Source organism: Chryseobacterium endalhagicum (assembly GCF_016745235.1).
Classification (GTDB): Bacteria; Bacteroidota; Bacteroidia; order Flavobacteriales; family Weeksellaceae; genus Chryseobacterium; species Chryseobacterium endalhagicum.
Genome location: NZ_JAELVM010000003.1, coordinates 953,149 through 978,314, shown reverse-complemented (window position 1 = coordinate 978,314; position 25,166 = coordinate 953,149). Strand labels below are relative to the sequence as shown.

At 37.2% G+C, this 25,166-nt stretch carries 20 protein-coding genes; 13 read left to right on the top strand and 7 right to left on the bottom strand.

All coding sequences use genetic code 11. The features are described from left to right. Position 1: 1 nt before the first annotated feature. Positions 2-1,513: a carboxypeptidase-like regulatory domain-containing protein gene (locus JET18_RS19930; protein ID WP_202094123.1), complete on the top strand. Its 1,512-nt coding sequence runs from the start codon at positions 2-4 to the stop codon at positions 1,511-1,513. 528 nt (positions 1,514-2,041) lie between these two features. Here JET18_RS19930 and JET18_RS19925 read toward each other — a convergent pair. From JET18_RS19925 to JET18_RS19895, 7 genes are all read right to left on the bottom strand, one after another. After that, a complete protein-coding gene (locus tag JET18_RS19925) occupies positions 2,042-2,692 on the bottom strand; it encodes a response regulator transcription factor (protein WP_228728599.1) in 651 nt (216 codons plus the stop codon). A 224-nt stretch (positions 2,693-2,916) separates the two neighbouring features. Beyond that, complete coding sequence (locus JET18_RS19920; RefSeq protein WP_202094119.1) at positions 2,917-3,387, bottom strand: OsmC family protein; 471 nt, start codon at positions 3,385-3,387, stop codon at positions 2,917-2,919. Positions 3,388-3,397: 10 nt separating this feature from the next. Then, a complete protein-coding gene (locus JET18_RS19915) occupies positions 3,398-4,327 on the bottom strand; it encodes a PD40 domain-containing protein (protein ID WP_202094117.1) in 930 nt (309 codons plus the stop codon). An 86-nt stretch (positions 4,328-4,413) separates the two neighbouring features. Next, positions 4,414-5,802 (bottom strand): T9SS type A sorting domain-containing protein, encoded by a 1,389-nt coding sequence (locus JET18_RS19910; RefSeq protein WP_202094108.1) that lies wholly within the window; start codon positions 5,800-5,802, stop codon positions 4,414-4,416. 64 nt (positions 5,803-5,866) lie between these two features. Next, positions 5,867-7,426, bottom strand: a complete 1,560-nt coding sequence (locus JET18_RS19905; protein WP_202094100.1) for an Rne/Rng family ribonuclease — start codon at positions 7,424-7,426, stop codon at positions 5,867-5,869. Between the two features lie 367 nt (positions 7,427-7,793). Beyond that, a complete protein-coding gene (locus JET18_RS19900; protein WP_002984212.1) occupies positions 7,794-8,084 on the bottom strand; it encodes an HU family DNA-binding protein in 291 nt (96 codons plus the stop codon). A 137-nt stretch (positions 8,085-8,221) separates the two neighbouring features. Next, the gene (locus tag JET18_RS19895; protein WP_202094098.1) at positions 8,222-8,893 is read right to left on the bottom strand and encodes a LuxR C-terminal-related transcriptional regulator; all 672 of its coding nucleotides are present in this window, start codon (positions 8,891-8,893) and stop codon (positions 8,222-8,224) included. A gap of 181 nt (positions 8,894-9,074) precedes the next feature. Between JET18_RS19895 and tssO the strand changes: the two genes are divergently transcribed. The 12 genes from tssO to JET18_RS19835 all read left to right on the top strand — a co-directional run bounded on the left by tssO (position 9,075) and on the right by JET18_RS19835 (position 25,166). Then, entirely contained in the window at positions 9,075-9,608 is a 534-nt protein-coding gene (tssO, locus tag JET18_RS19890; RefSeq protein WP_202094096.1) for a type VI secretion system TssO, read from the top strand. Between the two features lie 18 nt (positions 9,609-9,626). Further along, positions 9,627-10,151 carry a type VI secretion system transmembrane protein TssO gene (locus tag JET18_RS19885; protein ID WP_202094094.1) on the top strand — a complete coding sequence of 175 codons (525 nt, stop codon included), beginning with the start codon at positions 9,627-9,629 and terminating at the stop codon, positions 10,149-10,151. 40 nt (positions 10,152-10,191) lie between these two features. Continuing rightward, complete coding sequence (locus JET18_RS19880) at positions 10,192-11,100, top strand: PKD domain-containing protein (protein WP_202094092.1); 909 nt, start codon at positions 10,192-10,194, stop codon at positions 11,098-11,100. Between the two features lie 47 nt (positions 11,101-11,147). After that, complete coding sequence (gene tssR, locus JET18_RS19875; RefSeq protein WP_202094089.1) at positions 11,148-13,547, top strand: type VI secretion system protein TssR domain-containing protein; 2,400 nt, start codon at positions 11,148-11,150, stop codon at positions 13,545-13,547. A gap of 889 nt (positions 13,548-14,436) precedes the next feature. Continuing rightward, positions 14,437-16,932, top strand: coding sequence for an ATP-dependent Clp protease ATP-binding subunit (locus tag JET18_RS19870; protein WP_202094087.1), 2,496 nt, complete (start codon positions 14,437-14,439; stop codon positions 16,930-16,932). A 77-nt stretch (positions 16,933-17,009) separates the two neighbouring features. Continuing rightward, complete coding sequence (locus JET18_RS19865) at positions 17,010-17,879, top strand: lytic transglycosylase domain-containing protein (protein ID WP_202094085.1); 870 nt, start codon at positions 17,010-17,012, stop codon at positions 17,877-17,879. A 359-nt stretch (positions 17,880-18,238) separates the two neighbouring features. Beyond that, positions 18,239-18,649, top strand: a complete 411-nt coding sequence (gene tssD, locus JET18_RS19860) for a type VI secretion system tube protein TssD (protein WP_202094083.1) — start codon at positions 18,239-18,241, stop codon at positions 18,647-18,649. 223 nt (positions 18,650-18,872) lie between these two features. Then, positions 18,873-21,044, top strand: coding sequence for a type VI secretion system Vgr family protein (locus JET18_RS19855; RefSeq protein ID WP_202094082.1), 2,172 nt, complete (start codon positions 18,873-18,875; stop codon positions 21,042-21,044). 4 nt (positions 21,045-21,048) lie between these two features. Beyond that, on the top strand, positions 21,049-22,110 hold the full coding sequence (locus JET18_RS19850; protein WP_202094081.1) for a LysM peptidoglycan-binding domain-containing protein: 1,062 nt from the start codon (positions 21,049-21,051) through the stop codon (positions 22,108-22,110). Between the two features lies 1 nt (position 22,111). Further along, positions 22,112-22,681, top strand: coding sequence for a hypothetical protein (locus tag JET18_RS19845; RefSeq protein ID WP_202094080.1), 570 nt, complete (start codon positions 22,112-22,114; stop codon positions 22,679-22,681). 112 nt (positions 22,682-22,793) lie between these two features. Further along, complete coding sequence (locus JET18_RS19840) at positions 22,794-24,137, top strand: hypothetical protein (protein ID WP_202094079.1); 1,344 nt, start codon at positions 22,794-22,796, stop codon at positions 24,135-24,137. 390 nt (positions 24,138-24,527) lie between these two features. Beyond that, on the top strand, positions 24,528-25,166 hold the full coding sequence (locus tag JET18_RS19835; RefSeq protein ID WP_202094078.1) for a hypothetical protein: 639 nt from the start codon (positions 24,528-24,530) through the stop codon (positions 25,164-25,166).

Below are 25,166 nucleotides of genomic sequence, written 5' to 3'. Positions count from 1 at the left end.
TATGAAAACTTTAATCAAAATACTCAGCATATTCATCCTTACTTTTTGTCTGTTTTCATGTGATGAAGATCTTATAGAACAGGCTCAGACAGGATCATTGAAAGGAAAAGTTGTAAAAAGAGGTACCAATGTGCCTATTTCAAATGTCAAAATTTTTACAGCCCCTACTACTCAGACGGTTTTCAGCGGGACAGACGGCACTTTTGAAATTGCGGCCATGCCTGTTGGGAATTACTCTGTAAAGGCCGAACTATCAGGATATATCACCAATTTTCAGGGTGTTAATATACAGAATCAGAACCAGGTAGTTACCGTGGTTTTTGAAATGGATGATGACGAATCACTTAATTCTCCTCCTTCCGCACCGCAGCTGCTCAGTCCGGTAGACAATGCGGTGAATCAGCCCTTAAACGTTGAGCTGACGTGGACTGCTACAGATCCCGATACAGCAGATGTTTTAAGATATAGTTTAACAATTAAAAATAATCTTGATACCCAGGTGGTTCAGATTAATGATTTGGCGGCGAATCACTATTCGCTTTCCAATTTGAAGTTTGGTGTTAGTTACTTCTGGCAGGTGTCTGTTTCGGACGGCATTCACCCGCCAGTTTTAAGCTCTATCAGTAAATTTACCACCAATACAGTTCCTGCCAACCGCTACCATTATGTTCAGAAGCAAAACGGAAATTTTGTGATCATGTCCAGTGACGAGCAGGGAAACAGCTTCCAGTTTACGAATTCATCCTACAACAGCTGGAGACCAAGGAAAAATAATAATGCCGGGCTGATCGCGTTTCTACGTACAGAAGGCGGAAGTACCCATATTTATACGGCTAATCCTGACGGATCCAATCCATTTAAGGTCACCTCGGTACCCGCAGCAGGATTTAATAATTATGAAATGGATTTTGCATGGAGTACGAACGGTCAGGAAATTATTTATTCGAATTTCAATAAATTATACAGAATCAATAAAGACGGAAGCGGGCTGAATCTGGTATACACCACTCCCGATGGCAGCATGATTTCCGAATGCGACTGGAGCTATGACGGAAGCAAAATTGCTTTAAAAACCAATGATTACAGCGGGTACAGTACCCGGATCTATATTATTGATATGAGCGGAAATATCTTAAAAACCGTTCTGTCAGGCATGGCGGGAGCCGCAGGAGGATTGAATTTCTCTGTGGACGGACAAATGCTTGTCTACACAAGAGATGTGGCCGGTTATCAGGATGGAAGCGGAAATTACCGCCAGCTGGATTCCCGTATTTTTATCTATAATCTCATCAATGATACCGTATACAATATCTCTGAAGAAAGCGAAAAACCGCTCGGAACCAATGATCTTGATCCAAGATTCTCCCCGAATAATGCCCAGATCATCTTTACGAACACTTCCAATGACAATATCTCCCAGAAAAACGTGATGGTGATTGATCTCAACAGTACGATGACAGATCTTGAACGGGAATCCCTGTTCAGTAATGGGGAAATGGCGGATTATGAGTAGGGGATTGGGTTTGAGTTTGAGAGTAGGAGAGTTGTAGAGTATATGAGGGTGAGAGAGTTGCTGGTTGACAGTTGCTAGTTCTAGGATTGAGAGTTTTTTAGATCGTTAACCTGGAAATATTGAATGACCGACAAATATCTGGTGGCTGAGGTTCCCGAAGCCACCGTTAGTTTCGGGATACGGGATGTGAGTTGGAGTGTTTAGAGTTTGAAAGTTTGGGTGTTTGAATCCGAAAGTATAAAATGAAGGCAAGTCTGTGGTGGCTTCGGGAGCCTCAGCCACCACATACAGTTATTGGGCACGAAATACGAGCGTTTTTTGGTTTGAGTCATATAGAACCAGAAAGTTGTATTTTGTGTATCCGAAAACATTGAATAAAGTGACAAATACCTGGTGGCTGAGGCTCCCGAAGCCACCAGTATAATAGATTCACCATTCACTTGCGCAGCAAAATTCACCATTCACTTGCAAAAAAAATCCAAATCTTTGATTTGGATTTTTTTGTAGTTAATCGAAATTGGTTATTCATCAGTCGATAATGTGGTTTTCTAAGGCGTATTTTACAATTCCTACTGAATTTTTTGCGTTTAATTTTAAGAGAATCCTCTTGCGGTGGGTTTCTACCGTATTGATGCTTATGAAAAGTTTTTCAGAAATATCTTTGCTGCTGAAGCCGTCGCATATCAGTTTCAGGATTTCCATTTCTCTGCGTGTTAATGGTTCTTTAATGTGTGGATTGGGTTTTCCCTCTTCACTGCTGATAAAGTTGATCATTCTTTCTTTTGCGTTGTCGCAGATGTAGATCTCGTTCAGCAGAAGAGCGTTGATGGATTTCAGAAATTCATCATATCTGCTGTTTTTGTCAAGATAGCTTTTTATGCCTTTGTTGAAAAGCTTCCGGATGTCAATCATATCATAACTACTGCCTATGACAATAATTTTGATTTTTTTGTCTTTTGAGGTAATGTCTTCTACGAGTCTGAAAATATCGGTAAGCATCAGCATATTGGAACTGATCACCAGGATTTCAGGAGGATCTTCTTTTAATTGTTCAAATAGGGGTTCATAAGAATTACAAATGTCAATCGTGTTAAAAATTTTGCTCTGGGAGAGCAGTTTTGATAAACCTTCTGTATACAGTAGCGGCTCATCAAAAATGGTTAATCTCGGTTTCATCATGGTTAGTTTTGTTTATATAAAAATATAAAAAAATCTTTACATTTTACATAAAAATAACAATTAATTGTAATTTTTTACATAAATAATGATGGTAAAACTTAATTTTTATTGATTATTTGATAAATAATTCTCTTATTGTGGAGTTTTGAATGGTTATTTTAGAGTTATTATAGTTAAAATTCTGTATTGATGGTATTTATGCGATATTTAATTTCTAATAAAAATTATTTAACTAACACGCTGGGGATATGTTTTACCGGAAAATTAACTGATCTTGCAATGAAACAAAACTGCCCGGCCTTGTGATGAAGTTCCTTTGCCTTTTCAACCATGGATTCTTCTGTTACAGTGACTGCAGGATGTAAAGTGACGGATGTAAACTGTCCGCCTCCATCTGAGGTTTCAGTCATAATTCCTGTGGCTTCATCTGTGTAGTCGGTGACGATAATGCCTTCTTCGGAGCAGAAATGAAGATACCAAAGCATGTGACATGAAGAAAGCGAAGATAGAAACAGATCTTCAGGATTGTGCCTGGTTTTATCACCTCTGAAAGCAGGATCAGAAGAACCTTCAATAAGCATTTTGTTTTCAATCTGAATGGTATGGCTCCTTTCGTAGTTTCTGTAGCTGCTGGTGCCTGTTCCTGTGTTTCCTGTCCATTGGATGGCTGCTTTGTAGTGATGTTCTTTACTCATGATGAATGAATTATTGTATTGTAAATGGGACTTTATAAATTTTACTTAACCCGTTTTCGCCTTCGGTGGTATATTGCTGAAAATCGGAGATATTTTTGAATTTTTTAGGCGATAAATTGTTTCTTCTGCTGGTAAAATATAAAACCTGTTCTTTTTCATCATAAAAAGGGCAGTACTCCATCCATTTTGTGTTGACGGGAGTTCCCAGATTCTCAGCTTTCTGCCATTTTCCGTCAGCACCTTTTTTAGACATATAAAGATCGCCGCTTCCCTGGCCGCCTTTTTCATTGTATTTGGTGAAAAGGATAAAATTTTCTTTTTTAGAAACAAATGCATTGAATTCATAACCGCTGCTGTTGATATTCTCATCCAATATTTTAGGCTCGGAATATGTGTTGTTTTCCCATTTGCTGAAATAAATATCGTCTTTACCCATTCCGGCGGGAGATTCCATCGTGAAATATAAATTTTTATTATTAGAAAGGGATGGAAAGAACTCATTCATATCAGAATTCACAGGTTTCCCCATATTGACGGGCTCAGACCATTCCGAGTTTATATTTTTCCTTTCCACATACCAGATATCAAAATCCTTTTTCTCTGTTTTTGTTTTATCTAAAGGGCGGTCTGATGCGAAATACAGCCGGGTTCCGTTATCCGCCAAAAAGGGTTCCATATAAGAATATGCGTTATTAAACGGCAGCAGTTCAGGTTCAGACCAGCTGTTTTTATCTTTTTTAATACTTGCAATTTGGGAAACTTCCTGATTGGGACTTTGTATGGTGAAAAAAGCTTCATTACCATCTTCTGAAACTGAGAAATCCCTTACATTGAGAAATGGATTGAGTTTTTTATCGAAAAGAGTGATTGCGGTTGTGTTTTGAGCATTAAACAAATTGATGATGAGAAGGAATAGAGCAGCTGTGTAAATATTTTTCATCGTGAGAAATTTATGGTCTAATTTAATATAAAAAACCTCCAGATGCAGGTCCGGAGGTTTAAATTTTTATTAGTTGAGAAATTCAATTAATTCTTGATGAGTTTTTTAGTCACCACTTTTTTATTTTCGAAAGTGATTTTTGCGATATAAGTTCCCTTTACTAATTCTGAAACATGAGTATTGCTGCCATGCAGTGTTTTTATTATTTTTCCGTCAACCGAATAAATTTCAATTTGGCTTACTTTTTCTTTTGATTGGTAAACCAGATTTTGTTTAACAGGATTTTCAAAGGAAATACCGGTGTTTTCTTTAAAGGTTTCTGTTGCAGACAAAGTTGTATTCGCAAACAGATATTTTACCATGTAGCCGTTTCCGTTAGCAATAATATTATTTTGATTGATGATCATATCATTGATGTAATTTAAGCTGGCATTGCTTTCTACATAATAATTGAACACGGGATCTAGGGTACCGTTTTGATTTAATTTGGAAATAAAAAACCGGTTGTTGTTATTTTCTTCTTTTGCCCCGCCAATATAATAGGACCCGTTTTTTTCAACAATACTTAAGATCCATATCGGAAAGCCAATCTGAGTGGCAGGATTGAAACCGAAAGAGCTGTCCAATGTCCCGTCCGGCTTGAATCTGCTGATTTGTCCCACTGAATTGGTAAGAAGAATATGGTTATTGCTGTCCATGATTCCTCCTGAATTATAGAGGGTCTGCACCGTACCGTTATTTCCAAAACCGGTTAACGGCTGTCCATCCGGAGTGAACTTTTCCATAATTCCATTGGCATGACCGCAAACGATATTAAACTGATTGTCAACAAACGTAGAAGTTAAGTTCGACCATGTACCGAGTGTGAATATAGAACCGTTATTTCCGAAACTGGTATCAATCGCTCCGGACGCATTCAGTCTGTAAATTCTATGTCTTAGAAGACTGTCCGAAGTGTCAACGCCATAAACCATTATTTTTCCGTTTTGCAGAATAATTCCATAAGAACCTCCATTTCCGTCAACACCCAACGCCGGAACTGCTGAAGAGATCCCATTAGCCCCAAAAGTGCTGTCGAACTGCCCGGTTGGCAGAATTCTTAAAATAGCAGGCCCGGTGTTTGAAGAACTCAGAATGACAAGTTTTCCGTCGGATTGTTTTTTTAACTGGCTGTCATCCGTAAAATAGGGCAGCTCAAGCTCTCCATTGGTCCCGAAAGAGGTGTCTACGAGTCCGTTTGCATTAAGCTTTGACAGGAAAGATTTTTCAAGGCCTCCGGTAGTGCTGTTGTTTCTGTCGTAGGTAAAATAAATGCTTCCGTCAGAATTCTGTACCATTCTCGATGGAGCAACAGAATTGTTGGTGCTTGCTATGGAGTGGATGCCGTTTGAAGCAAAAGTAGGATCTTTAGAAATAATCTGCGCAAAAGTAATTTGTACTGCGGAAAGCAGCACAAGAAGTAAATTTTTTTTCATTGTGTTATATTTTGGAGGCAAATATAATAAAAAAACCTCCGGAGAGGAGGTTTTAAATTTTGTCTTAATTAGAAAATTCGATCAATTCTTCTTTTTTGGAATTGTAAATCTTGTATTCTAAATATTTGAAAGAATCCCTTGGGATGATGGTTACCCATTTTTTGTATTTAATGAACCATTTCATCTGGATGCTTTTGATGCCTTTGGTAAGGTAGGCTTCCACGAACGGGTGTACATGCAGGAAAACTTTTCCTTTCTCTTTCTGCAGGATGCTTCTGAGTGTTTCGCCCATTCTTTCCACGATCACGATAGGAGCTACAATTTCTCCATCTTTGTTCGGGTTTTCTTCTTTGGTCTCGATCTGTTTTTCCGGACGGTTTCTTTGTCTGGTGATCTGGATAAGACCAAATTTACTTGGCGGAAGAATTTTGTGGCGAGCTTTGTCGCGCTTCATTTCTTCCTTCAGGTGTTCGTACAGATCCCTTCTGTGTTCGGGGTTCTGCATATCGATGAAGTCGATTACAATGATGCCTCCCATATCACGGAGACGAAGCTGTCTGGCAATTTCTGTGGCTGCCATTTTGTTTACTTTCAGAGCGTGCTCTTTGTTTACGGCGGCTCCGGTGGTAATATTATTTCCGGAATTTACATCAATCACGTGAAGTGCTTCTGTATGCTCAATAACAAGATAAGCACCTTTTGAACTTGGAATATTAACGTGTTTTCCAAAACTCTGCTTGAGTTGTTTTTCAACGTTATAATATTCGAGGAGAGGAATGTGGGAATTGTAAAACTGGACAATATTCTTTTTTTCGGGAGCGATGACTTCTACATAATTCGTCATATCGTCTACCATCTGTTCATCATCACAGATGATACTCACGAAATCCTGGTTGAAATTGTCTCTTAAAATAGCTGAAGCTTTGTCTTCTTCGCTTAAAACCCTGGCCGGAACTTTACTTTTCTGGATATTTTTGAAGGTGGTTTCCCATTTCTGAATCAGCTGATTCATGTCATTGTGAAGGTCCGCCACTTTCTTTCCTTCTGCTACCGTTCTTATGATGACGCCAAAACCTTCAGGCTTGATGCTGTCAATAAGCGTTCGCAGTCTTTCTTTTTCCTCAAAAGTTCTGATTTTTTTGGAAATAGAAACTTTGTTGTCGAAAGGGATCAGAACCAGAAAACGTCCTGTAAGTGAAACCTGGGTAGAGATCCTCGGACCTTTGGTAGAGATAGGTTCCTTGGTGATTTGAAGCAGAACGAGATCGTCTTTTGCTATGACTTTGTCTACGGTTCCGTTTTTGTCAATTTCGGGTTGTATTTCGAAATTCTTTAAGCTTGAAGTGCTCTGTTTTTTGGAAATGGTATCCTTTAAAAACTTTCTGTAGGTAAGATACTGAGGTCCCAGATCCTGATAATGAAGAAATGCATCTTTATCGTACCCTATGTTTACGAATGCTGCATTCAGATTGGGTGCCAGTTTTTTTACTCTTCCTACAAACAGATCTCCAACTATAAATTCGCTTTTGTCCTCTTGCTCATGAAGTTCACATAGTCTTCCGTCTTCCAGTAGCGCAATCTTTGTAAGATCATCTTCATGCGAAACTATTAGTTCTTTCTTCATTTTGTTATAAGATAAAAATTATTAAGATTATAGGAAACCGGCGCTTTTTTTAGCAGATAAATAATATTAAATATAAGCATTTACAATGAAACTGCTTTATCTTTTTGAAAATATCTGCAGAAGCCGTTGTTTTTCCCGTGAATCTTATAGTTGCAAACAAAAATATAGTCGGTGAACTCTAAATAATTAAAACCACCAACTATATTATTATATTGTAAATCTCGAGAAAAAGAGATTATTTTTTCTTATGTCTGTTTGCTCTTCTTCTTTTCTTTCTCTTGTGAGTTGCAACCTTGTGTCTTTTTCTTTTCTTTCCGCTTGGCATAATTTTAATTTTTTAGTAACTAGTTAATATTCAGTTAATTTTTTATTTTACTGCGACTTTTGTTTTTACTTTCTCCACAAAAGATTTTGAAGGCTTGAAAGCAGGAATATTGTGAGCAGGAATCTCAATTGCAGTGTTCTTAGAAATATTTCTTCCTGTTTTAGCAGCTCTTGTTTTAATGATAAAAGATCCAAAACCTCTTAGATAAACGTTATCTCCATTATACATAGAAGTCCTGATCTCCTGCATAAAAGCTTCTACAACTTTCTGTGTTTCATTCTTTTCTGTTCCCAACTTATTTGAGATGGTGTTTACCAATTCTGCCTTTGTCATTTCCTTTTTTAATTTTAAATTTTAGGTGTGCAAATTTAGTTAAAAAAATTGAATACTAGCAAATTAGTGGTGAAATTTTTTGTGTAAAGAGTTAGAGTTTTCATGTTTACCCTATATTAATATTACGTTAAATCTTCCTACATGCTGGAATTGTAGTACCCATTTTCAACGCAGAAACGGATGAGATGAAGCTTTGTCTTAAGACCCAGTTTTTCCGTCAGCCTGTTGATATAGGTATCAATAGTCCGGGTGCTGAGATTCAGTTTTTCTGCAATTTCTTTGTTGCTGTAGCCTTCGTAGCAGAATTTCATCAGCTGTATTTCAGTAGGATTAAGCTCTTCCTGGCCCTTTTTCTGCCTTTCCATGTAGTTTTGCACAGCAAGTGGCTGCTGCTCCCATTCTTTGGAATACTGCTCATAATCGAAGCCGTCAGAAGCAATGCTGCCTTTAATGATATCCTTTATAATGGTGCTTTTTTTCTGGCAGTAATAGATATTGGGGATTTTGGACAGGATTTCGGCCATATCTTCCTGATAAGTGCTGGAATAAGTAACGATAGGAGTTTCCGTATTGTTTTTCCGGATGTATTTGATAGCCTCTATCCCGCTTAATACCGGCATAAACAGTTCTATAATAAACACATCTTCCTGTCTTCTGTAGATTCTGTTCACAAGCTCGTGCCCGTTGTTACAGTCATTCAGAAGCATATAGAATGGATTTTCCATAAGGGTTTTGATCATGATCTTTTTGAAGTAAAAATCACTGTCTGCAATAGAAAACCGTAATGTATTTGATAGTAGTTTACTCACCTTTTAATATCTGTTTGGTCCTAGTTTTTTAAAATCGAGAGGTCTAATTTAGGAAAAACTTATGAGAGTTGAAATTAATCTTCGGTTAATTAGGGTTTTCCCGGATCAGCCTCAGGGAAAATACGTGTTGCCTATAAAATTTTTTTTTTATACTTTCACAGGCCAAACAAATTGCAAATATATGTCTTCTAGCAGGGAAAAAAAATTAAACAAATCTGACGTCAGAGCGGGCATTTGGAAGTTTATTCTTTCTTTCGCCGTTCTGTCAGTAGTGTCTTTTATGTGCCTGTTTCTCTTTTTTAAAAGTTACAGCATACAAAGGGAAGGAATTACCAAAGATGCCGATGCTTACAGGGATCTTATGGTTCGCGGCGATGTTCTTAGAGCTCAGGTTGAGAAAATATATGAGCGGATGAATCAATATAACATCAATAAGGTTGAGAATGAAGTTTTCTTAAAAACCAGCATTATGGATGATATCAATGATGCGAAGCTGATCATGGGTAAAGACAGTGCGGATAATTTCAAGCACTATGCTATTTTGCTGAAACAGATAGGTCCAATGCTGACTTTGAAAAATGATATTGCCGGAGTAGAGTATAGAAAAAGAGGAGTTCTCAGGGATCTCGACGACTGTATGTCTAAGGTACAAAGAGCCAATGGCCAGCTTAGAAAAGATCCGACAAGGAATTTTACAGGAGGCAGAAGAAGATAATATTAAAAACAAAAACACATGCAGGGTCACATTACACTATCTAAAAAAGAAAGACACTATCAGTTTTTTTACTTAATACTGATGCTTCTGGCAGCTATGATATTCCTTGGAATTATATTTTTAAAAGGATTTGATTCTCCATTCTCTGATGAAGATGTAAGAGGGCTGGAGAGTCTGAAGCAGAAAGCCGAGTTTGAACGTCAGCAAAAGGTGATACAGCCGGAAGTAGACAGTGCTTATGCCAGAATCAGCAGAATCAGGGACAAAGCTCCGGAACCATTTGAAGAGGGTAATATTATGAATGGAGTGAATGGTATCGCCAGCTTTTTTAATGCCAATCAGGTGATAGACATCCGTAAAGACGGCTATGCACAGATTGCCCATTTCTATAAAATGTACTATGATGACAAAAAAGTTATTTCTACCACTACAGAGGATATCAAGAAATTTGAAAAAGAAGTGGAAGACTGCAGAATAGGTTTCAAAGACACTCAGAACCGTCTGTTTGAAAGGCAGAATGCATTAAGGGAAAGAACTCAGTAAGGAACATTAAAGGAATAAAATACATCACAATCACTTAACTATGAATTATTTTCAAAAAAACAAGAAGAACATTATTATTGGTGTTATCGCAACGCTGCTCATTGCGGCCCTCGTTGCGCTATGGCTGCAGAAAAAGGTGATCCATTCTGCCGATGATATTGTGGGAATTGTCAGTCCAACCTCATTATCTGTTGGGGATACCCTTCTGTTTGAGGACAAAACCCAGTTTGCAAAGACCAAAAGATGGATTTTTGCAGATGGAACGAGCTCAGACAAAAGTTCGGGCATACACTTTTACAACAAACCTGGGTATTATCTGATCAGCCTGATCATTGATAACAAGTATACCAAAACCTTTCCGGTAATGGTATCCGCAAGACCTCAGAAAGTAAAAGACAGTGTAAGAATGACCACCACCATTGAGGCTCCTTTACAGGCTATGCAGAATGAGAACGTTACCTTCCGTGCTATTTCGGAAGCGACCAAGTTTGCATGGAAATTCGGTGAAACAGGAAATACGGATGCTAAAGAGAAAATGACAATTTACTCATACAAAAAGCCGGGAGACTACCGTGTTACTTTGTATACGGAAGAAAACGAAGAGCCGGTGTTCCACACCATCAAAATTCTTCCTGCCTACAATTCTCTGGAACAGGATGAAATACCGGTAGAAGATGCTTACAAAAAGGTGGATGACGATTTCAAATACCACCTGCAGCAGATTGCCAACGGAAACAGCTTCAATATGCATTACAATTATCTTCTGAATACCTATCTGTGTAACAATGAAAACACAGTGGTAAAAGTAAGCGACAGCAAAGCCAACAACTTCTATATGTACTGTGCCGGGCTTCAGTTTGATAAAAATGTAGTTATCCAGAGTGTAAAAGTAAATCTGGATGATAAGCAGAACTGTGTAACGAAAGTTGACATTAACCAAAGCAAATAATACGATCCGGCACGTCCGGCTACACCAATCATTAAAATAAAATAGGAATGAAAAATAAATTTCCTCTAGCAGCATATTACATAGGATTATCAGTATTAATAACGAGCTGTCAGGTGAAACTGCCATATAAGAAAACACCAGAACCGTCGCAATACGGATCAGTGGACAACTCAAAGGTGGTCAACGGATATCCGAAGAAATCAGTTCCATGGATCGTGATTTCGGACCGTTCCAGAAATACAGCATACCTCGATAAAAACGACGAGAAATCCTATAAGGAAGTTAAGTTTCTTGAGCCTTTAATGGTTCTGAAAAACAGAGACGGAATGGTAAAAGTGGCGGAATACGTTCCGGATGCTTTAATGAAAAAAGTGTCTCCAAAATCCATTAAAACATACGGCTGGATTCCTGAATCTGATCTTCTTTTATGGAATAATTCTTTAAAAAGCGAGCAGACGGGTTATCCTGTAAGAGTAGCTGTAGTGCCGAACAACAGTGAAGTGATCAGAAGCTCAGAAAGATACTATAAGAATGACTCTATCATGGTGTTCAACTCACCAAGTCTTATAGAAGCAGCCAATGTGAAAATTCCAAACGGACAGATGGTATACGTCTACAAACAGGCGGAAAATAACAAGCGTTTTCTGGTAGGTAAAAAACCTTCCATTGATATAGACAGCATCAGTACGAACCTTTACGGATGGGTAAGTGCCAACGTAATCTCTGCATGGGGCGAGCGTTCTGCCATTAAACTTAAAAATGATACCGGAATTACCGACACCGAATTAGGAATACATGAAGGATATCCTGGTGGAATGGATGATGGCAGCAGAACAGCAATACTTCTTACGGATGTCAACAAGAGAACACCTCTTGAAAACATTTATCCTGTAAACTTAGCATTGAATGAAGCTCCGACACCGGATTCCAAAACAAAATATTTTACCAATATCCTGGATTATAGCAAAAACTATATATTCAATGTTTTGGGAGAGCCTATTTACTTTAACCGTTATAGAGAAATCACGGAAAGAGATAAAAATATCAATATCGTTTTTGCTTTAGATGTAAGTGCTCCTAATGCACCGTATGCCCCTATCGTAAAATCACTTCTGCAGGATCTTCAGCTTAGATTTGAAAAGCCTTCTTACTTTAACGGAGTGAAATACGGAGTGGTTTTATACAAAAATAATCCATGTGGAGAGAATGTTCTGGCTTCCAATCTAAGTACGGACTATAACAAAATTACCGCTTTCATCGATCAGAGAACCAATGAGATGAACTGTGCCAGCAACAGCGGATACCAGCCGGTAGGGGAAGCACTTACTGCTGCAGGAAACCTTTTGGCCAATGTTCCGGATGAAACCAATATCGTGGTAACAGTAGGAACTTCTGCCAACCAGAGCGGAAATATGTACAGCGTGATCAGTTCTCTTACCCAGGCACAGGCCAGAGTGATCATGTTCCAGACCAGCGCGAGATCATCCGATACATACAATGATTTTGTATTGATGGCTGAGAATGTGGTAACCAATACCGCAAAAAATATTGCAGAACTTAAAAAACAGAAGATCATTAATCAGAATGATGTTCTTACTAAAAATAATTTCAGCCTTGTAGAAGGTGATGCCGGATTCTTTTCATTGGATTATCCAAAACAGAGTATGTCTCAGGGATTTGTAATCTTCCCTAAAAAAGGAGATGTAACGACGCCTGGTTACCTGAAAAAATCAGTGGACAGCCTTATTGCACAAGTTACACTGGATAATGAGACGATTGATAAATCACTTAACGAATACTTCCACTCTTCAGTAGGAGCAGGGAAAACAGATGTGGATCTGAAGTACAAATATCTGTATCCGGGTCTTACCAATCCTGTTTCTGCAGGAATTGCGGCACAGCTGATCAACTATGGTAACCCATTCCTTGTGAAAGGGCATATTCCGAAAGAACTGAAAGATGTTAAACCGAGTATTGAAAAAGGAATTCTTATTTCCGAATCAGAATACGACAATCTTAAAAATTTCTATACCGAAGTTCATCTAAGAACAGAGCCTGAAAAGCCAGGGTTCAACCAATCCAGAGCCATTAAAGAGTATATCAGGCTTCTGAAGAAATACAATCCTACCTTGAAATTCCTGGATAAATCTGAACTATACGAAAAGCCGATGTCTTATGCAGTAGCTTTGAGTACAGGTTTTGATAATTCAGAAGAAGAATTGATGTCAAAATTCAAGCTGAAAGGCTGGAAGAAACCTAAGATTGTTTTGAAGGAAACCGTAAGAAAGTATTTCAAAGATTACAAGGATCTTGCTGAAAGAATGCTGACCCACAGAAATAATCCTGCGGTAAAAATCCAGCAGAACGGACAGACTTTCTACTGGCTTAATGAATACTTTATGCCGACCACTCAGATTATTGAAGAGCCGGAATACACAAAACATTAATTAGTAATCTATTATATCAAAAAGCAGGAGTTGTAACTTCTGCTTTTTTTGTTGAAATGGGGTTGGTGTTTTACATATCAGATATCAGACGTATGCTGCCGGTGGCTTCGAGCGCCTCCACCTGGTATTTGTCGTTCTATTAATATTTCCGGATTCACTCTTAGATTCTAAAGCTGTTTTACTCTATAACACTCCAACCCTAAAACTCGCACCCCCCGGATCTCGCATCTCACATCCGGACCTCGTATCCCGAAACCCGAAACCCGAAACCTTCATAATTTAAACACTAAATCTCCCAATCAGGAATAAAAAATCTGAAAATGAGTGCTCAAATCAGGAGCTATTTCTCAAATAAGTGTAAAATTTCATTTTTTCAGGGTTTTTGCAAAAATTGCGAAACGGCTTCCAGTGATCTGTAACGGCGATTTTTAAATCTATAGTCGTAGAATTACTACAAGAAATCGTAGAATTACTACAAAATATGAAATTTATATTCAAATACTTTCAGAATAGAAACAGGCTCTCTATATTTGTTAAACAATCACCACATCACAAAATATTAATAGCTGTTAATTAAGCGACACTATTACACATCAACATTCATAAAAAAGACTGTCCTTTATAAAGACAGTCTTTTTGTCTAAGACCACCGGATTTGAAGTTTTATTCCGAAAAACACATCCATTCATGAAATTAAAATTAACCCAACCATAAAAACACTCAAAAAAAACTTATTACTTCTCTAATCAAAGAATTACTATCTTTATCTCTACGTACATTTTGTATAAAAAAGATATATTTGTAAAAAGATATATGAAGACAGATTGCACCAAATAATCGGATAAAAACTAAAAAGAACACATACATATTAATATTAGAAAAATTATAAATGGGAGTACTAGTAACCAACGAAACAGTAAAACAGCTATTTCATATTGCTCAGTCGATAGCGAAGGAGAATTATAATGCTACCTATGGCGGCCCGCACATCCTGCAGGCTTTGATGCACAAAGACATTGGCCTTAACGAATTTCTGAAAAGTATAGATAAAGATCCCGGCTACTTCTACGAATGGGCAGATGTCCGCATTGAAGAGTATCCGAAAACAGCCCATATTCCGGATGAAGTTCGTCAGGATGACGCAATAGATGTTCTTACGGAAGAAGCGGACGACATCCGTTTAAAACTGGGTCTGGACGAGATCACACCGATCTGTATCCTTACCGCTATTGTAAAACCTGAAGTCGTTTTTTCACTTCAGCAGCTGAAGTCGCTGCCGCTGAGAGAACATGAGATCTTCAATTTATATAGAAAAGATACCCCTTTTGCCGTATCAGAGGATGGTGATTTTTCGTCACTGTTTTCAAACGGTTCGGATTTCACAGACTCCTCATTTCCATCCATTAAAAGCTATTGTGTAGACAGAACAGCACAGGCCAGAAAAGGAGATCTGGAAAATATTATAGGAAGAGACAAAGAACTTAGAATGCTTGTTGAAATCCTTTGCCGCAGAAGTAAGCCGAATGTAATCATCATCGGTGAGCCGGGTGTAGGAAAAACAGCATTGGTAGAAGGTTTTGCCATAGAAATCACCAAAGGAAACGTTCCTGAAATGCTTAAGAATGCCACCCTTCTGGAGCTGGACACCGGAGCTTTATTGGCAGGAACATCTTATAAAGGTGAAATTGAAGACCGACTGAAAAAGGTGATCAATGAATGTAAGAAGATTGAAAAAGCAGTTCTTTTCATTGATGAAATACACACCCTTTTAGATCCTAAAGGAAGCATTGGAAATGTAGCCAATCTTCTTAAGCCGGAGCTGGCCAGAGGAGAAATTACCGTCATAGGAGCTACCACACAGGAAGAATACAGGAAAATTATCGAGCCGGAACAGGCTTTCAACCGCCGTTTTGAAGTTCTGACGGTGAATGAACCGGATGAACAGACCTGCGTAAAAATGATCGATGTACTTCTTGATGGCTACAAAAAACACCATGGCATTGAAGTGGAAAAAACATCCATCCGCGAATGTGTACGTCTGGCCAAAAGATATTCAAAAGGTAAAAAACTGCCGGATGCAGCGATCGACTTACTGGACAGAACCATGGCAGCCATCAAAATGCTGGACGAACTTTCAGAAAAAGAACTCGCAAGCTGGAAAGAAACCTATGAAGGCATTTTAAAAGAAGAATTTACAGATCCTAAAGACCAGGCTAATGAGCTGATCTGGAATTATAACCTGCTGAGAGATAAAATCAGTCCTATTCTTTGGGGATCCCTGCGCGAGCAGCCGGTGATAGACAATTCCATGCCTATTGACCAGATCCACAAGATTATTGATGATACTTATGCAGAGCTTTTGGAGCATGCCGCTGTGAAAAGAGAAAAAGTAGACCGTTTAGAGCTGGCAGCAGTAATGGCGGCAAAAACCAATATTCCTATCGGAAAAATTCAGGCTCAGGAAAAAGAAAAACTCCTGAATATGGAATCCCTTCTGATGAACAGGGTCGTAGGGCAGGATCACGCACTGAAAATTCTGTCGGACGCGATTGTTGAAAACCGAAGCGGACTGAACAAACCGGGACAGCCTATCGGATCATTCTTCCTTCTGGGGCCTACCGGAACAGGAAAAACCGAACTGGCAAAATCTATGGCAGAACTTCTTTTCAACGATGAGAAAGCCATGGTACGTTTTGATATGTCTGAATTTAAAGAAGAACATTCCGCTGCGTTACTGTATGGTGCGCCTCCGGGATATGTAGGGTATGAAGAAGGGGGAATGCTGGTCAACAAGATCAGACAGCAGCCTTATACCGTAGTTTTATTTGATGAAATTGAAAAAGCCCACCATTCCGTTTTTGATGTATTTCTTCAGATTATGGATGAAGGGAAAGTGCATGATAAATTAGGAAAAGAAGGGGATTTCAGTAATGCCCTGATATTATTTACTTCCAATATAGGAAGTGAAGAGATTGTAAAACAGTTTGAAGAGGGAAAAATTCCGGAATCATCCTCATTGATGCAGATCATGTCCAATTCAGGAAGATTCAGACCTGAATTTTTAGCGAGGATCACAGAAATTATTCCTTTTGCACCAATCACAGAATCTATCGCAGAAAGAATTTTCAATATTCAGCTGAAATCACTTCATACCTCACTCACAAGACTGGGGATGGCTTTAAAAATCAGCGACGAAGCCGTGAAAAACCTTGCACTGGGAGGATTCAGCAGTAAATACGGAGCAAGACAGATCTCCGGAGTGATCCGTGCACAGCTCGCAAGACCGATCTCAAAAATGATCGTAAGAGAAGAAGTGAAAACAGGGCAGACCATGCATGTAGACTGGAATAATGAAGAAGCAAAACTGACCTGGAAAGTAGATTAAAAAACGCTAAAAAAGGTAATGGGCTGATATGCAATTTGCTTTTTAGCCCTTTGTCTTTAGGCTTAAAACATAATACAATGAAAACCCTATTTAAAAATATCTTTACAGGATTCATGCTTGCAGGGAGCTTTGTAATGGTGAACGGACAGTTTCTTGCCGCCTCCGATACTTCGGAAAGCAGTGTGAGGAAGTACAATACCATTATTAAATCCAATAAAGACATCGTAGAATTCATCGAATACTCATTGGCAGAGAAAGGTCTTCCAAAGCATTTGAGAAATCTTGCGCTGATAGAATCACACTTTAACAGAACGATCACTTCGGGAGCCGGAGCGGTAGGGATGTGGCAGTTTATGACCGCGCACGCCAATCAGTATGGCCTTACGGATCAGGGACGTACAGATGTGTATAAAAGCACCAAAACAGCCGTAATTTCCCTTAAGAATCTCTATAAAAAATACGGCGACTGGATCACTGTGGTGGCCGCCTATAACTGCGGGGAAGGAAATATTGCCAAAGCTATGCAGGCTGCAGGTTCCACACAATATCACATATTTTCCCAGTATTTACCGGGAGAAACCATTACTCATGTTAAAAAATACCTGAACGCATGCTATGCCACCGGTGAGCTGGAAAGTGTTTTGAATAACTACAATTCTTCAAGATTGAATAAAGTATTCTTTGCAGAAGGCAGAAGCAGTGAAAATAATGCAGTATCTCTTCAGGAAACGGAAATTAATGCAGGATTTAATCTGAATGTCATTGCAGATGAACTGAAAGTACAGGTGAATGAAATCCTTGCCTGGAACCCCGGAATCGTAGAAGAACTGGAGAAAAAAGGCGAAAGTTCTCTGTATCTTCCCACGGATCTGATGCCGGATTTTCTTTTGAGAAAAACTAAAATCCTTTCACGATCTATAAAAGAAGGAAGCAGGATGCAACAATAAACCGCAACAATATAATTCTAAAGCCGTTACTAAAAGTGACGGCTTTTTTTATGGTTTTTAAAACTTTAGAAACCTTGTTAAAATTGAACTTATAATTCTTAAAAACTCTTAATATTTCTCTTTTAAGTGTAAAAGAATAGTTGAAAGATTAATGTTTTAATATATGTAAATAATTTATAATCAATTATTTAATGTGTGTTCTTAAATCTATAGTCGTAGAATTACTACATCAAATCGTAGAATTACTACAAATTCTCAGATTTATATTCAAAAGCTTTTTTACTATAAAAGGACGTTATATATTTGCTATGTAATCAATCACCAAATCACAAAATATTAATAATTAAAATTTACAAATCATGGCAGCAAATTCAAGAGGAATTTTAAAATTCAACAACGGAGGCGAGCAAAAACTATTAAAGCTAAATTATAGCGTTTCAAGATCTACAGACGTTTCAGGACGTGTAGCATCAGACCCTTCCAATGCACTGATCAAAATCACAGTAGAAGCTACTGAAAAATCTGACATCCTTGAAAGCTTACTGAACGGAAAGTACAAGCCTACTACAGGAGAGGTTACTTTCAATAAATCTCACGAAGAAGGAACATTGACTACTCTGAAGTGGGAAAACGGATATGTGATTCAGCACGAAGTAGATTTCGACGCAATTGACGAAAACAGCATGCTGATCAGCTTTGTAATAAGCGCAGAAGTGATCACTTTAGGAACTTCTGAGTATCGTGGAATGTGGCCTTCAGACGGAAAATAATCTGGACAATCATCTTAGTAAAAATAAATTGGTACAGGACGGTGTATTCGGAAGAATATACTGTTCTGTTTTGTCGTATGTAGACGTTAGGAACGCGATTATGACTCATGCAGATAGCTTTTCCAGCGTCTTTATTTAAGAATGAAAAACGGCCTCTATATTGCTGTAAGTACCTGGAAGCTATTTAATTTTATTGTATAATTTAAACAAAAAAACACTCATTATGTTTAAGGATGATCAATCGATAAAAATACAAAACCCGAAAAGCAGTATAAAAAATACGGCAGGGGAGCAGCTGAAAAATGCTGAAAATGTAGCGATGCAGAAAGTAGATGATAAGCTTCAGAAAGCTGATGAAGCAGTGAAAAAATCTGCAAAAAAGGCTCAGGAAATTTATTCCGGGACCGCTCAGGGATCCAAAATGTTTATGAACCAAACCCTGGTTCCCAATAACCCATCCATTGTAGAAAATAAAGTCTGGTCTAAACAGCCGACTTCTAAAATACATAACGCCGCCGCGATTCCCGAAAGCTTTATTGCCGGAATCAACCGCGTTGTCATGCTTGATATTGTCATTGAAGGGCAGTTAATCAAGCATTTTAAGCATTTTAAACTGGTGCAGAGTGCTTCAAAACATCATGAATTCAGTCTGATGCTTGCCCACGATACATTAGGCGGTGCGGAAAATCATAATTTACAGGAAGCCCAGAACTTTTTAGGAAAAAGAATTACTGTCGTATTTAAATATAAAGATATTGAACAGGGACCTGAGCGTAATTTCGTTGGAGTCATTACAGAAGTAGGATTCAGTCAGGAAAAAGGAAGTCTTGGAAATATTGTTCTTACAGGCTTCAGCCCGACAGTTCTGTTGGATGCTGCCCCTCACATTCAAAGTTTCGGAGGCGGACAGGAAGTAAGTCTGAACAGTATTGCTGATCATGTGATAAGAGAAGGCCTGGGACAAAATAAATTCGATTTCAGGGTTGATGCCCAGCATGGAAATGTACCTTACAGCTCTCAATACGAAGAAACTCATTATAATTATCTGGCAAGAATTGCGGAAGCCTATGGTGAGCAGTTTTACTATGACGGTGAGGTCCTGCATTTCGGGAAACTTCCGCCTCAGGAAAAGCCTGTTAAGCTTACGTATGGAAGCAGTGTAAGTGATATTGCCATCAAAATGAAGGCTCAGCACGTAAGTCCAAGCTTTTATGGGTATAACAGCAGTAAAAATGAGAAACTGACGACAGGAAACTCAAAAATCAGTCATACTTCAGATATCGCTAAGCGTGCTTATGAAATATCGGAAAGAACGTTTAAAACCCCATCATTGAGAGTGGCGCCTATCAAAGCTACCTCATTTATGGATATTGATGCCTCTCAGAAAGGGACTGCGGGAAGTAAAGCATCAGAAGTATTCATCACTTCAGGATCTACAACCGTTCCGTTCTTATACCCGGGATGTACTGCCGATATTGAAATGCGTAAAGCAGATACCAATGATACCTCTTATTTTACCAAATTAATGATCATAGGCGCTACCCATGAGGTAGATGCCAGAGGGTATTACGACGGAACATTCGAAGCTATTGCTGCGGATACAGGATTTATTCCCCGTCCGGAATTTGAAAACCCGAAAGCAGAAGCCCAGTTTGCCAAAGTAATTTCCAATACCGATCCTTTAAACCAGGGAAGAGTAAAAGTGCAGTTTGACTGGCAGGCAGGACAGGATACCACAGAGTTTATCCGCGTCATGTCTCCGGATGCCGGAAGCAGTGATAAAGTAAACAAAAACCGTGGTTTCATGTCTGTTCCGGAGGTTAATGATCAGGTGATCATCAATTTTGTCCATCAGCATCCGGACCGTCCTTTCGTAATGGGAGGTATGTTCCATGGATCTATCGGAGCCGGAGGCGGTGCAGGGAATAATGTGATGAGCTTTAGTGGAAGAAGCGGTGCCGAATTAAAATATGATAATGGCGCAGGATCTATGAACCTTAAGGATCAGGGAGGTGCCAATATGTTTTTTGACGGAGCTGGAAATGTAGTGCATAATGCGAACAATGACAGTACCAAAACAGTCGGAAACGATAAAACAGATAAAGTAGGCAACAATAAAAAGCTGGAAGTAGGATGCGACCATATTGCCGATGTGGGAAATACCCATAAAGTAGCGGTTGGTGGTGAAAATAGTGTATTTAAAATGGATAACGCAGGAGTTATCGACCTGACCGGAGTTAGTAAAATTACCCTTAAAGTAGGAAGCAGTGAAATTGTGATTACCGGTACGAAAATTTCGATAACGAGTAGTGAGGTGGATATCAAGGCAGGTAGTGCTACGGCTAATTTTAAAGGGGATACGAAAATAACAGGTGGAAAAGTAGAGATAAATTAATTATATGAAAGTAATTAAATATGAGATAAAGAAAGGGGATACACTAGCATCCATAGCAGAAAAATATGAAATTGGTATTGAGTATTTAAAAACCTTTCATAATTCCCATAGTGGTTTGGCAAGTTTAATCATTGGAGATAAATTGCCTATTCAGCTTAATCATGTAATTATAAACGCAGAATCATTTAAAGATGTTCTGCACAAAAATCAGAATGTTAAAGATTTAAATTTTAATTTAAAATCCAGATATCGTTGTGAACAACTTAATATTACTAGAGTAAACAACGAGGTTATTACAATGTCTGCCAGTACTTATTTAGAATTTTTAGTTCAAAAAGTTGATTATAGTGCTATTTTTAATATCAGTATGACTGATTTTACATTTAGTGTAGATCCAGCAGTATTTAATAAAGGCTTTGAATTTTCACATAAATTCGAAAAAATAAAAAGTCCTATAACTGTTGAAATATCAAAATATGGTACGGTTGATAGAGTATATAACAGAGATGATATTGAACAGAGATGGATTAAATTTAGAGACTTTGAGTTGGTAAATGATGATATGTTTAAACAACTTTCTTCGCAGGCACCTACACAGGCTAAGGATGTTGTAGATACTGGAAATAAAGAGTTTTTGAAAGAAGATAATTTTGCTAGAATGGTGGATAAAAATCTTTTTTATCATATCTTTTTTAGGGCTTTTCAGGGAGGAAACCTTGAAAATTATACGATAGACCAATTCTCACAGATTTTCCCGAATATTAATCTATCAACGGATGTTGTAAAGTCTGTGGTTAATGAAGATGAAAATTCGGCAACTTATCGCCTTGTAGGAACTCTTAATAGAAGTAACTTGTCTGAAGAAATTCTTACAGATATGTATGATAAAATATATAAGCCTACCCTTAAATATAGCTATTCTGAATTTGATTTTGTTTATAGAATAACTTATACAATAAATAAAAAAAATAACTTTATAACAGAAGGAAAAGCTTCAATAGCAGAGAAAGTAAAAAATAATTTCGAAATAATTACTGAATATAAAATTAAACAAGTAGAATTATAATATGCAAGCGCAATACAGAATCGCAAACTTTAAAGTTTTACTCCTATCTATGCTGGCAATGGGAATATTGGTAGTCGTATTAATTTATTTTGCTCAAAAGTTTAGTTATACTATTAACCAAACTTATTTCTTAATATGTGGATTGTCCTTACTTACATTTATGATGTTTTATTTCAATTTAAAATTTTCGAAACTAGTTTCATTTCGTAATGTAAATAATAGTATAAATGTAATTGAAAACAATAAAAATATAGCAATAGAGGAAGGCGATGTCATTGATTATGATTTCTATTTATTAACTCATAAAACAATGGGACATTTGTTGAGGATAAATACAAAAAATAAAGAGTATTTCTACTGGATTGTATGGGTTAGTCTTCAAAAAATTAGTGAAGAAGAAACAAATAACGTTAAAAATCTTCAGAAAGATATAGCAGAGTTATTAAGGACAAAAAAGATTAAAAAAAGTATAGATTACTGTATCATATTCTTGTCTTGGATACCTTTTATATTATTAGCATTAGGACTAGTAACTTTATTATTAGGCTTCTTTTATGTATTTTCTTTATAAAATAGACATTTACTTGAATAAGTTAATCACATGGAATAAGAAAAATCAATATTATAAGAAAATGATTGAAAAATAGATACAGTTCGTATTAAATTAAATGTTAAAAAAGATTATGGCAGTTTCATATATTCCACAAGATAAAGTTTTTGCAGTATGTACTTACCAGCTAAGTTCAGATCCGCAAAAATTTTCTTTCAGCAGAAAAACGGCAGATGTTTATTATCAAAATACCAAACAGCCTTTATTAACGGTTGATGATAAAAATATTATGGTTGAATTTACATGTAAATCTCCTGCAAACTTAGCCGGTACTTTATTAGCTTTTGGTGCAGGGCTTATTGTCGGAGCTTTGTTGTTATCAAACCCTTTAGGTTGGGTTGCATTAGCTGCTGGAGGTATTTTATTGGCTTCCGGAGTTGTTGCAGCTGTTGTTGCAGTTAATCATAAATGTACTGATCCTTTAAATGGAGGACAATGGTTTTTAGCACATAATAGTGTAAAGATCAACGGAGCTTCAGCTATCACCCGTTCATCTATTTTAAAATGTAAAAAAGATGGTATTCTTACTCCTTTTTTTGATGAAGCATCTGCAAAAGCAGCAGCAAGTTCTATTGCCACCAAGAATAAGTGGGAATTGGGAATTAATGTTGTTGCTTCATTTGGAGCAGGTTTTTTTCTTCCAAGTGCATTTGCAGGATTTGGAACGGCATCAATTGGAATGAAAGCGTGGATGACAGTTGGACGATTCGGATTGGGTTTTCTTGCCTTTAGCAGTATAAACTACGGACTTAGAGGAGGAATGAGATGGATACATGAAAACAATGGAGACTTAAAGGATAATACTACTTATGATAATATGAATAATCATAAGGAGAATATTATTGATCCGAAAACAGGGAAACCAGAAGAAACAGATATTGACGAAAACAAGTATTGGGCTCCCCCTGCTAAACCTGATGACTTAACACAAGATTCTGAAGATCTTCTTAAAGTGGAAAAGAGTGGAGGGAAATATAATATTACTGTTTTGAGTAAAGTAACTAATGTTGTTACATCTTATACAATTTATTCTGATAATAAAGATTTAATGAAGCAGTTGGATAAACTGGAAGGTCTCAGTCGTCCAGTCTTAAGAAATAATCCTCTGGCCAAACAATTATTGAATGATTTAAATAGTGGTAAATATCCGGAGTGGAAAAACTCTATAAGATTCTATAATAATGGCAGGATGACCCCGAGTATGGTTGATGATGGAAGAACAATAGTAGCTGAAAATTTAAAATCAAGTCTTGGAACTCTTAAATCCAATTCGATACAAGGAGGGTTGTTTTTAATACCATTTATAGGTACTATATTTTCAGAAGAAGCAAGAGCAGCGTTAGCAGGAGGAATGGCTAATGACATGGCTGCTGAACCTAATGGTAGTAGTGTTGTTGCTAATACCCCTGTAGACTAAAAAGTAATATTTATGGACTATTTTTTTATTAATCAAGTTCTTTCTAAATTTAGAATATAACCAAAGGAGGCAAAAAAATAGGAACTCCGGATATTCAAATTAATTTCAAGATTTTAGATTCCTTAGAAAAGGTTCAGAATAAATAAAAATGATATTATAAATTTAAGCTCTCGGCAGAGAAAATTTAGAAAGCATATTTCATAAAAAAAGACCTGAAAAGGTCTTTTTTTATGAAATATGCTGAGACAGAAAAATTGACCATAATTTCCAATAAATCCCACATAAAACAAATGAATAAATATATGTATCAGATTACGCATAAAAAACCTCAATGTTTAACTCAAGCAGGAAGAGCAAAAATAAACGTGTTAGCCGCTAAGATTAATTTGTATGATGAGAGTCAAAGAGTTTAATATTCAAAAAGCTATAGCTTTATCAGGCTTCATTTATTTTTTATATTCAATAGGTCTTACTGCATACGATGCCTTTCATTTAAAACGTGAAAACTGGACGCAGGCTGAAAACCAGAGTACAGTTTATTCGAGTAGGAGAAGTACTATTGTTACTTATAATTTTGTAAGAAATAACATCAGGATCAGTAGGGAATATCCAGGAATTTTAGAGGGCATTAATACATGGATGTGGGGAATTAATAAAGAGAATGATGTTGTTGATATATCCTTTTTTATCAAGGAAAAAGATTATCATAAAATTAAAAATAATAAAATCAGAAATCGGCATGATATTTTTGGTGGGAAATTGAATGAGTTAGAGGCCATTCCATTTTTTGGATTAAGAGAAATAAATATAGAATCCAATAAGTTTCTTTTGATATTGGATATTTGGAAATATAACTATTCGATATTATTTGCTTTTTTTTTAATTATTCTTCCTTACATACTCTTCTTTATCTTAAAAAAAGTGTTTAAAATAGAAATAGAAAAGAATCAGGACAAAGTTAAACAAAGTGAGATCGGAGGATATATGATTTTATCATTTATAATTTTAATTATTAACTTAATCGTTTAG

Coding starts and splice junctions, on each gene's coding strand:
- JET18_RS19930 (WP_202094123.1), top strand. CDS start 2: ATGAAAACTTTAATCAAAATACTCAGCATATTCATCCTTACTTTTTGT.
- JET18_RS19925 (WP_228728599.1), bottom strand. CDS start 2,692: ATGATGAAACCGAGATTAACCATTTTTGATGAGCCGCTACTGTATACA.
- JET18_RS19920 (WP_202094119.1), bottom strand. CDS start 3,387: ATGAGTAAAGAACATCACTACAAAGCAGCCATCCAATGGACAGGAAAC.
- JET18_RS19915 (WP_202094117.1), bottom strand. CDS start 4,327: ATGAAAAATATTTACACAGCTGCTCTATTCCTTCTCATCATCAATTTG.
- JET18_RS19910 (WP_202094108.1), bottom strand. CDS start 5,802: ATGAAAAAAAATTTACTTCTTGTGCTGCTTTCCGCAGTACAAATTACT.
- JET18_RS19905 (WP_202094100.1), bottom strand. CDS start 7,426: ATGAAGAAAGAACTAATAGTTTCGCATGAAGATGATCTTACAAAGATT.
- JET18_RS19900 (WP_002984212.1), bottom strand. CDS start 8,084: ATGACAAAGGCAGAATTGGTAAACACCATCTCAAATAAGTTGGGAACA.
- tssO (WP_202094096.1), top strand. CDS start 9,075: ATGTCTTCTAGCAGGGAAAAAAAATTAAACAAATCTGACGTCAGAGCG.
- JET18_RS19885 (WP_202094094.1), top strand. CDS start 9,627: ATGCAGGGTCACATTACACTATCTAAAAAAGAAAGACACTATCAGTTT.
- JET18_RS19880 (WP_202094092.1), top strand. CDS start 10,192: ATGAATTATTTTCAAAAAAACAAGAAGAACATTATTATTGGTGTTATC.
- tssR (WP_202094089.1), top strand. CDS start 11,148: ATGAAAAATAAATTTCCTCTAGCAGCATATTACATAGGATTATCAGTA.
- JET18_RS19870 (WP_202094087.1), top strand. CDS start 14,437: ATGGGAGTACTAGTAACCAACGAAACAGTAAAACAGCTATTTCATATT.
- JET18_RS19865 (WP_202094085.1), top strand. CDS start 17,010: ATGAAAACCCTATTTAAAAATATCTTTACAGGATTCATGCTTGCAGGG.
- tssD (WP_202094083.1), top strand. CDS start 18,239: ATGGCAGCAAATTCAAGAGGAATTTTAAAATTCAACAACGGAGGCGAG.
- JET18_RS19855 (WP_202094082.1), top strand. CDS start 18,873: ATGTTTAAGGATGATCAATCGATAAAAATACAAAACCCGAAAAGCAGT.
- JET18_RS19850 (WP_202094081.1), top strand. CDS start 21,049: ATGAAAGTAATTAAATATGAGATAAAGAAAGGGGATACACTAGCATCC.
- JET18_RS19845 (WP_202094080.1), top strand. CDS start 22,112: ATGCAAGCGCAATACAGAATCGCAAACTTTAAAGTTTTACTCCTATCT.
- JET18_RS19840 (WP_202094079.1), top strand. CDS start 22,794: ATGGCAGTTTCATATATTCCACAAGATAAAGTTTTTGCAGTATGTACT.
- JET18_RS19835 (WP_202094078.1), top strand. CDS start 24,528: ATGATGAGAGTCAAAGAGTTTAATATTCAAAAAGCTATAGCTTTATCA.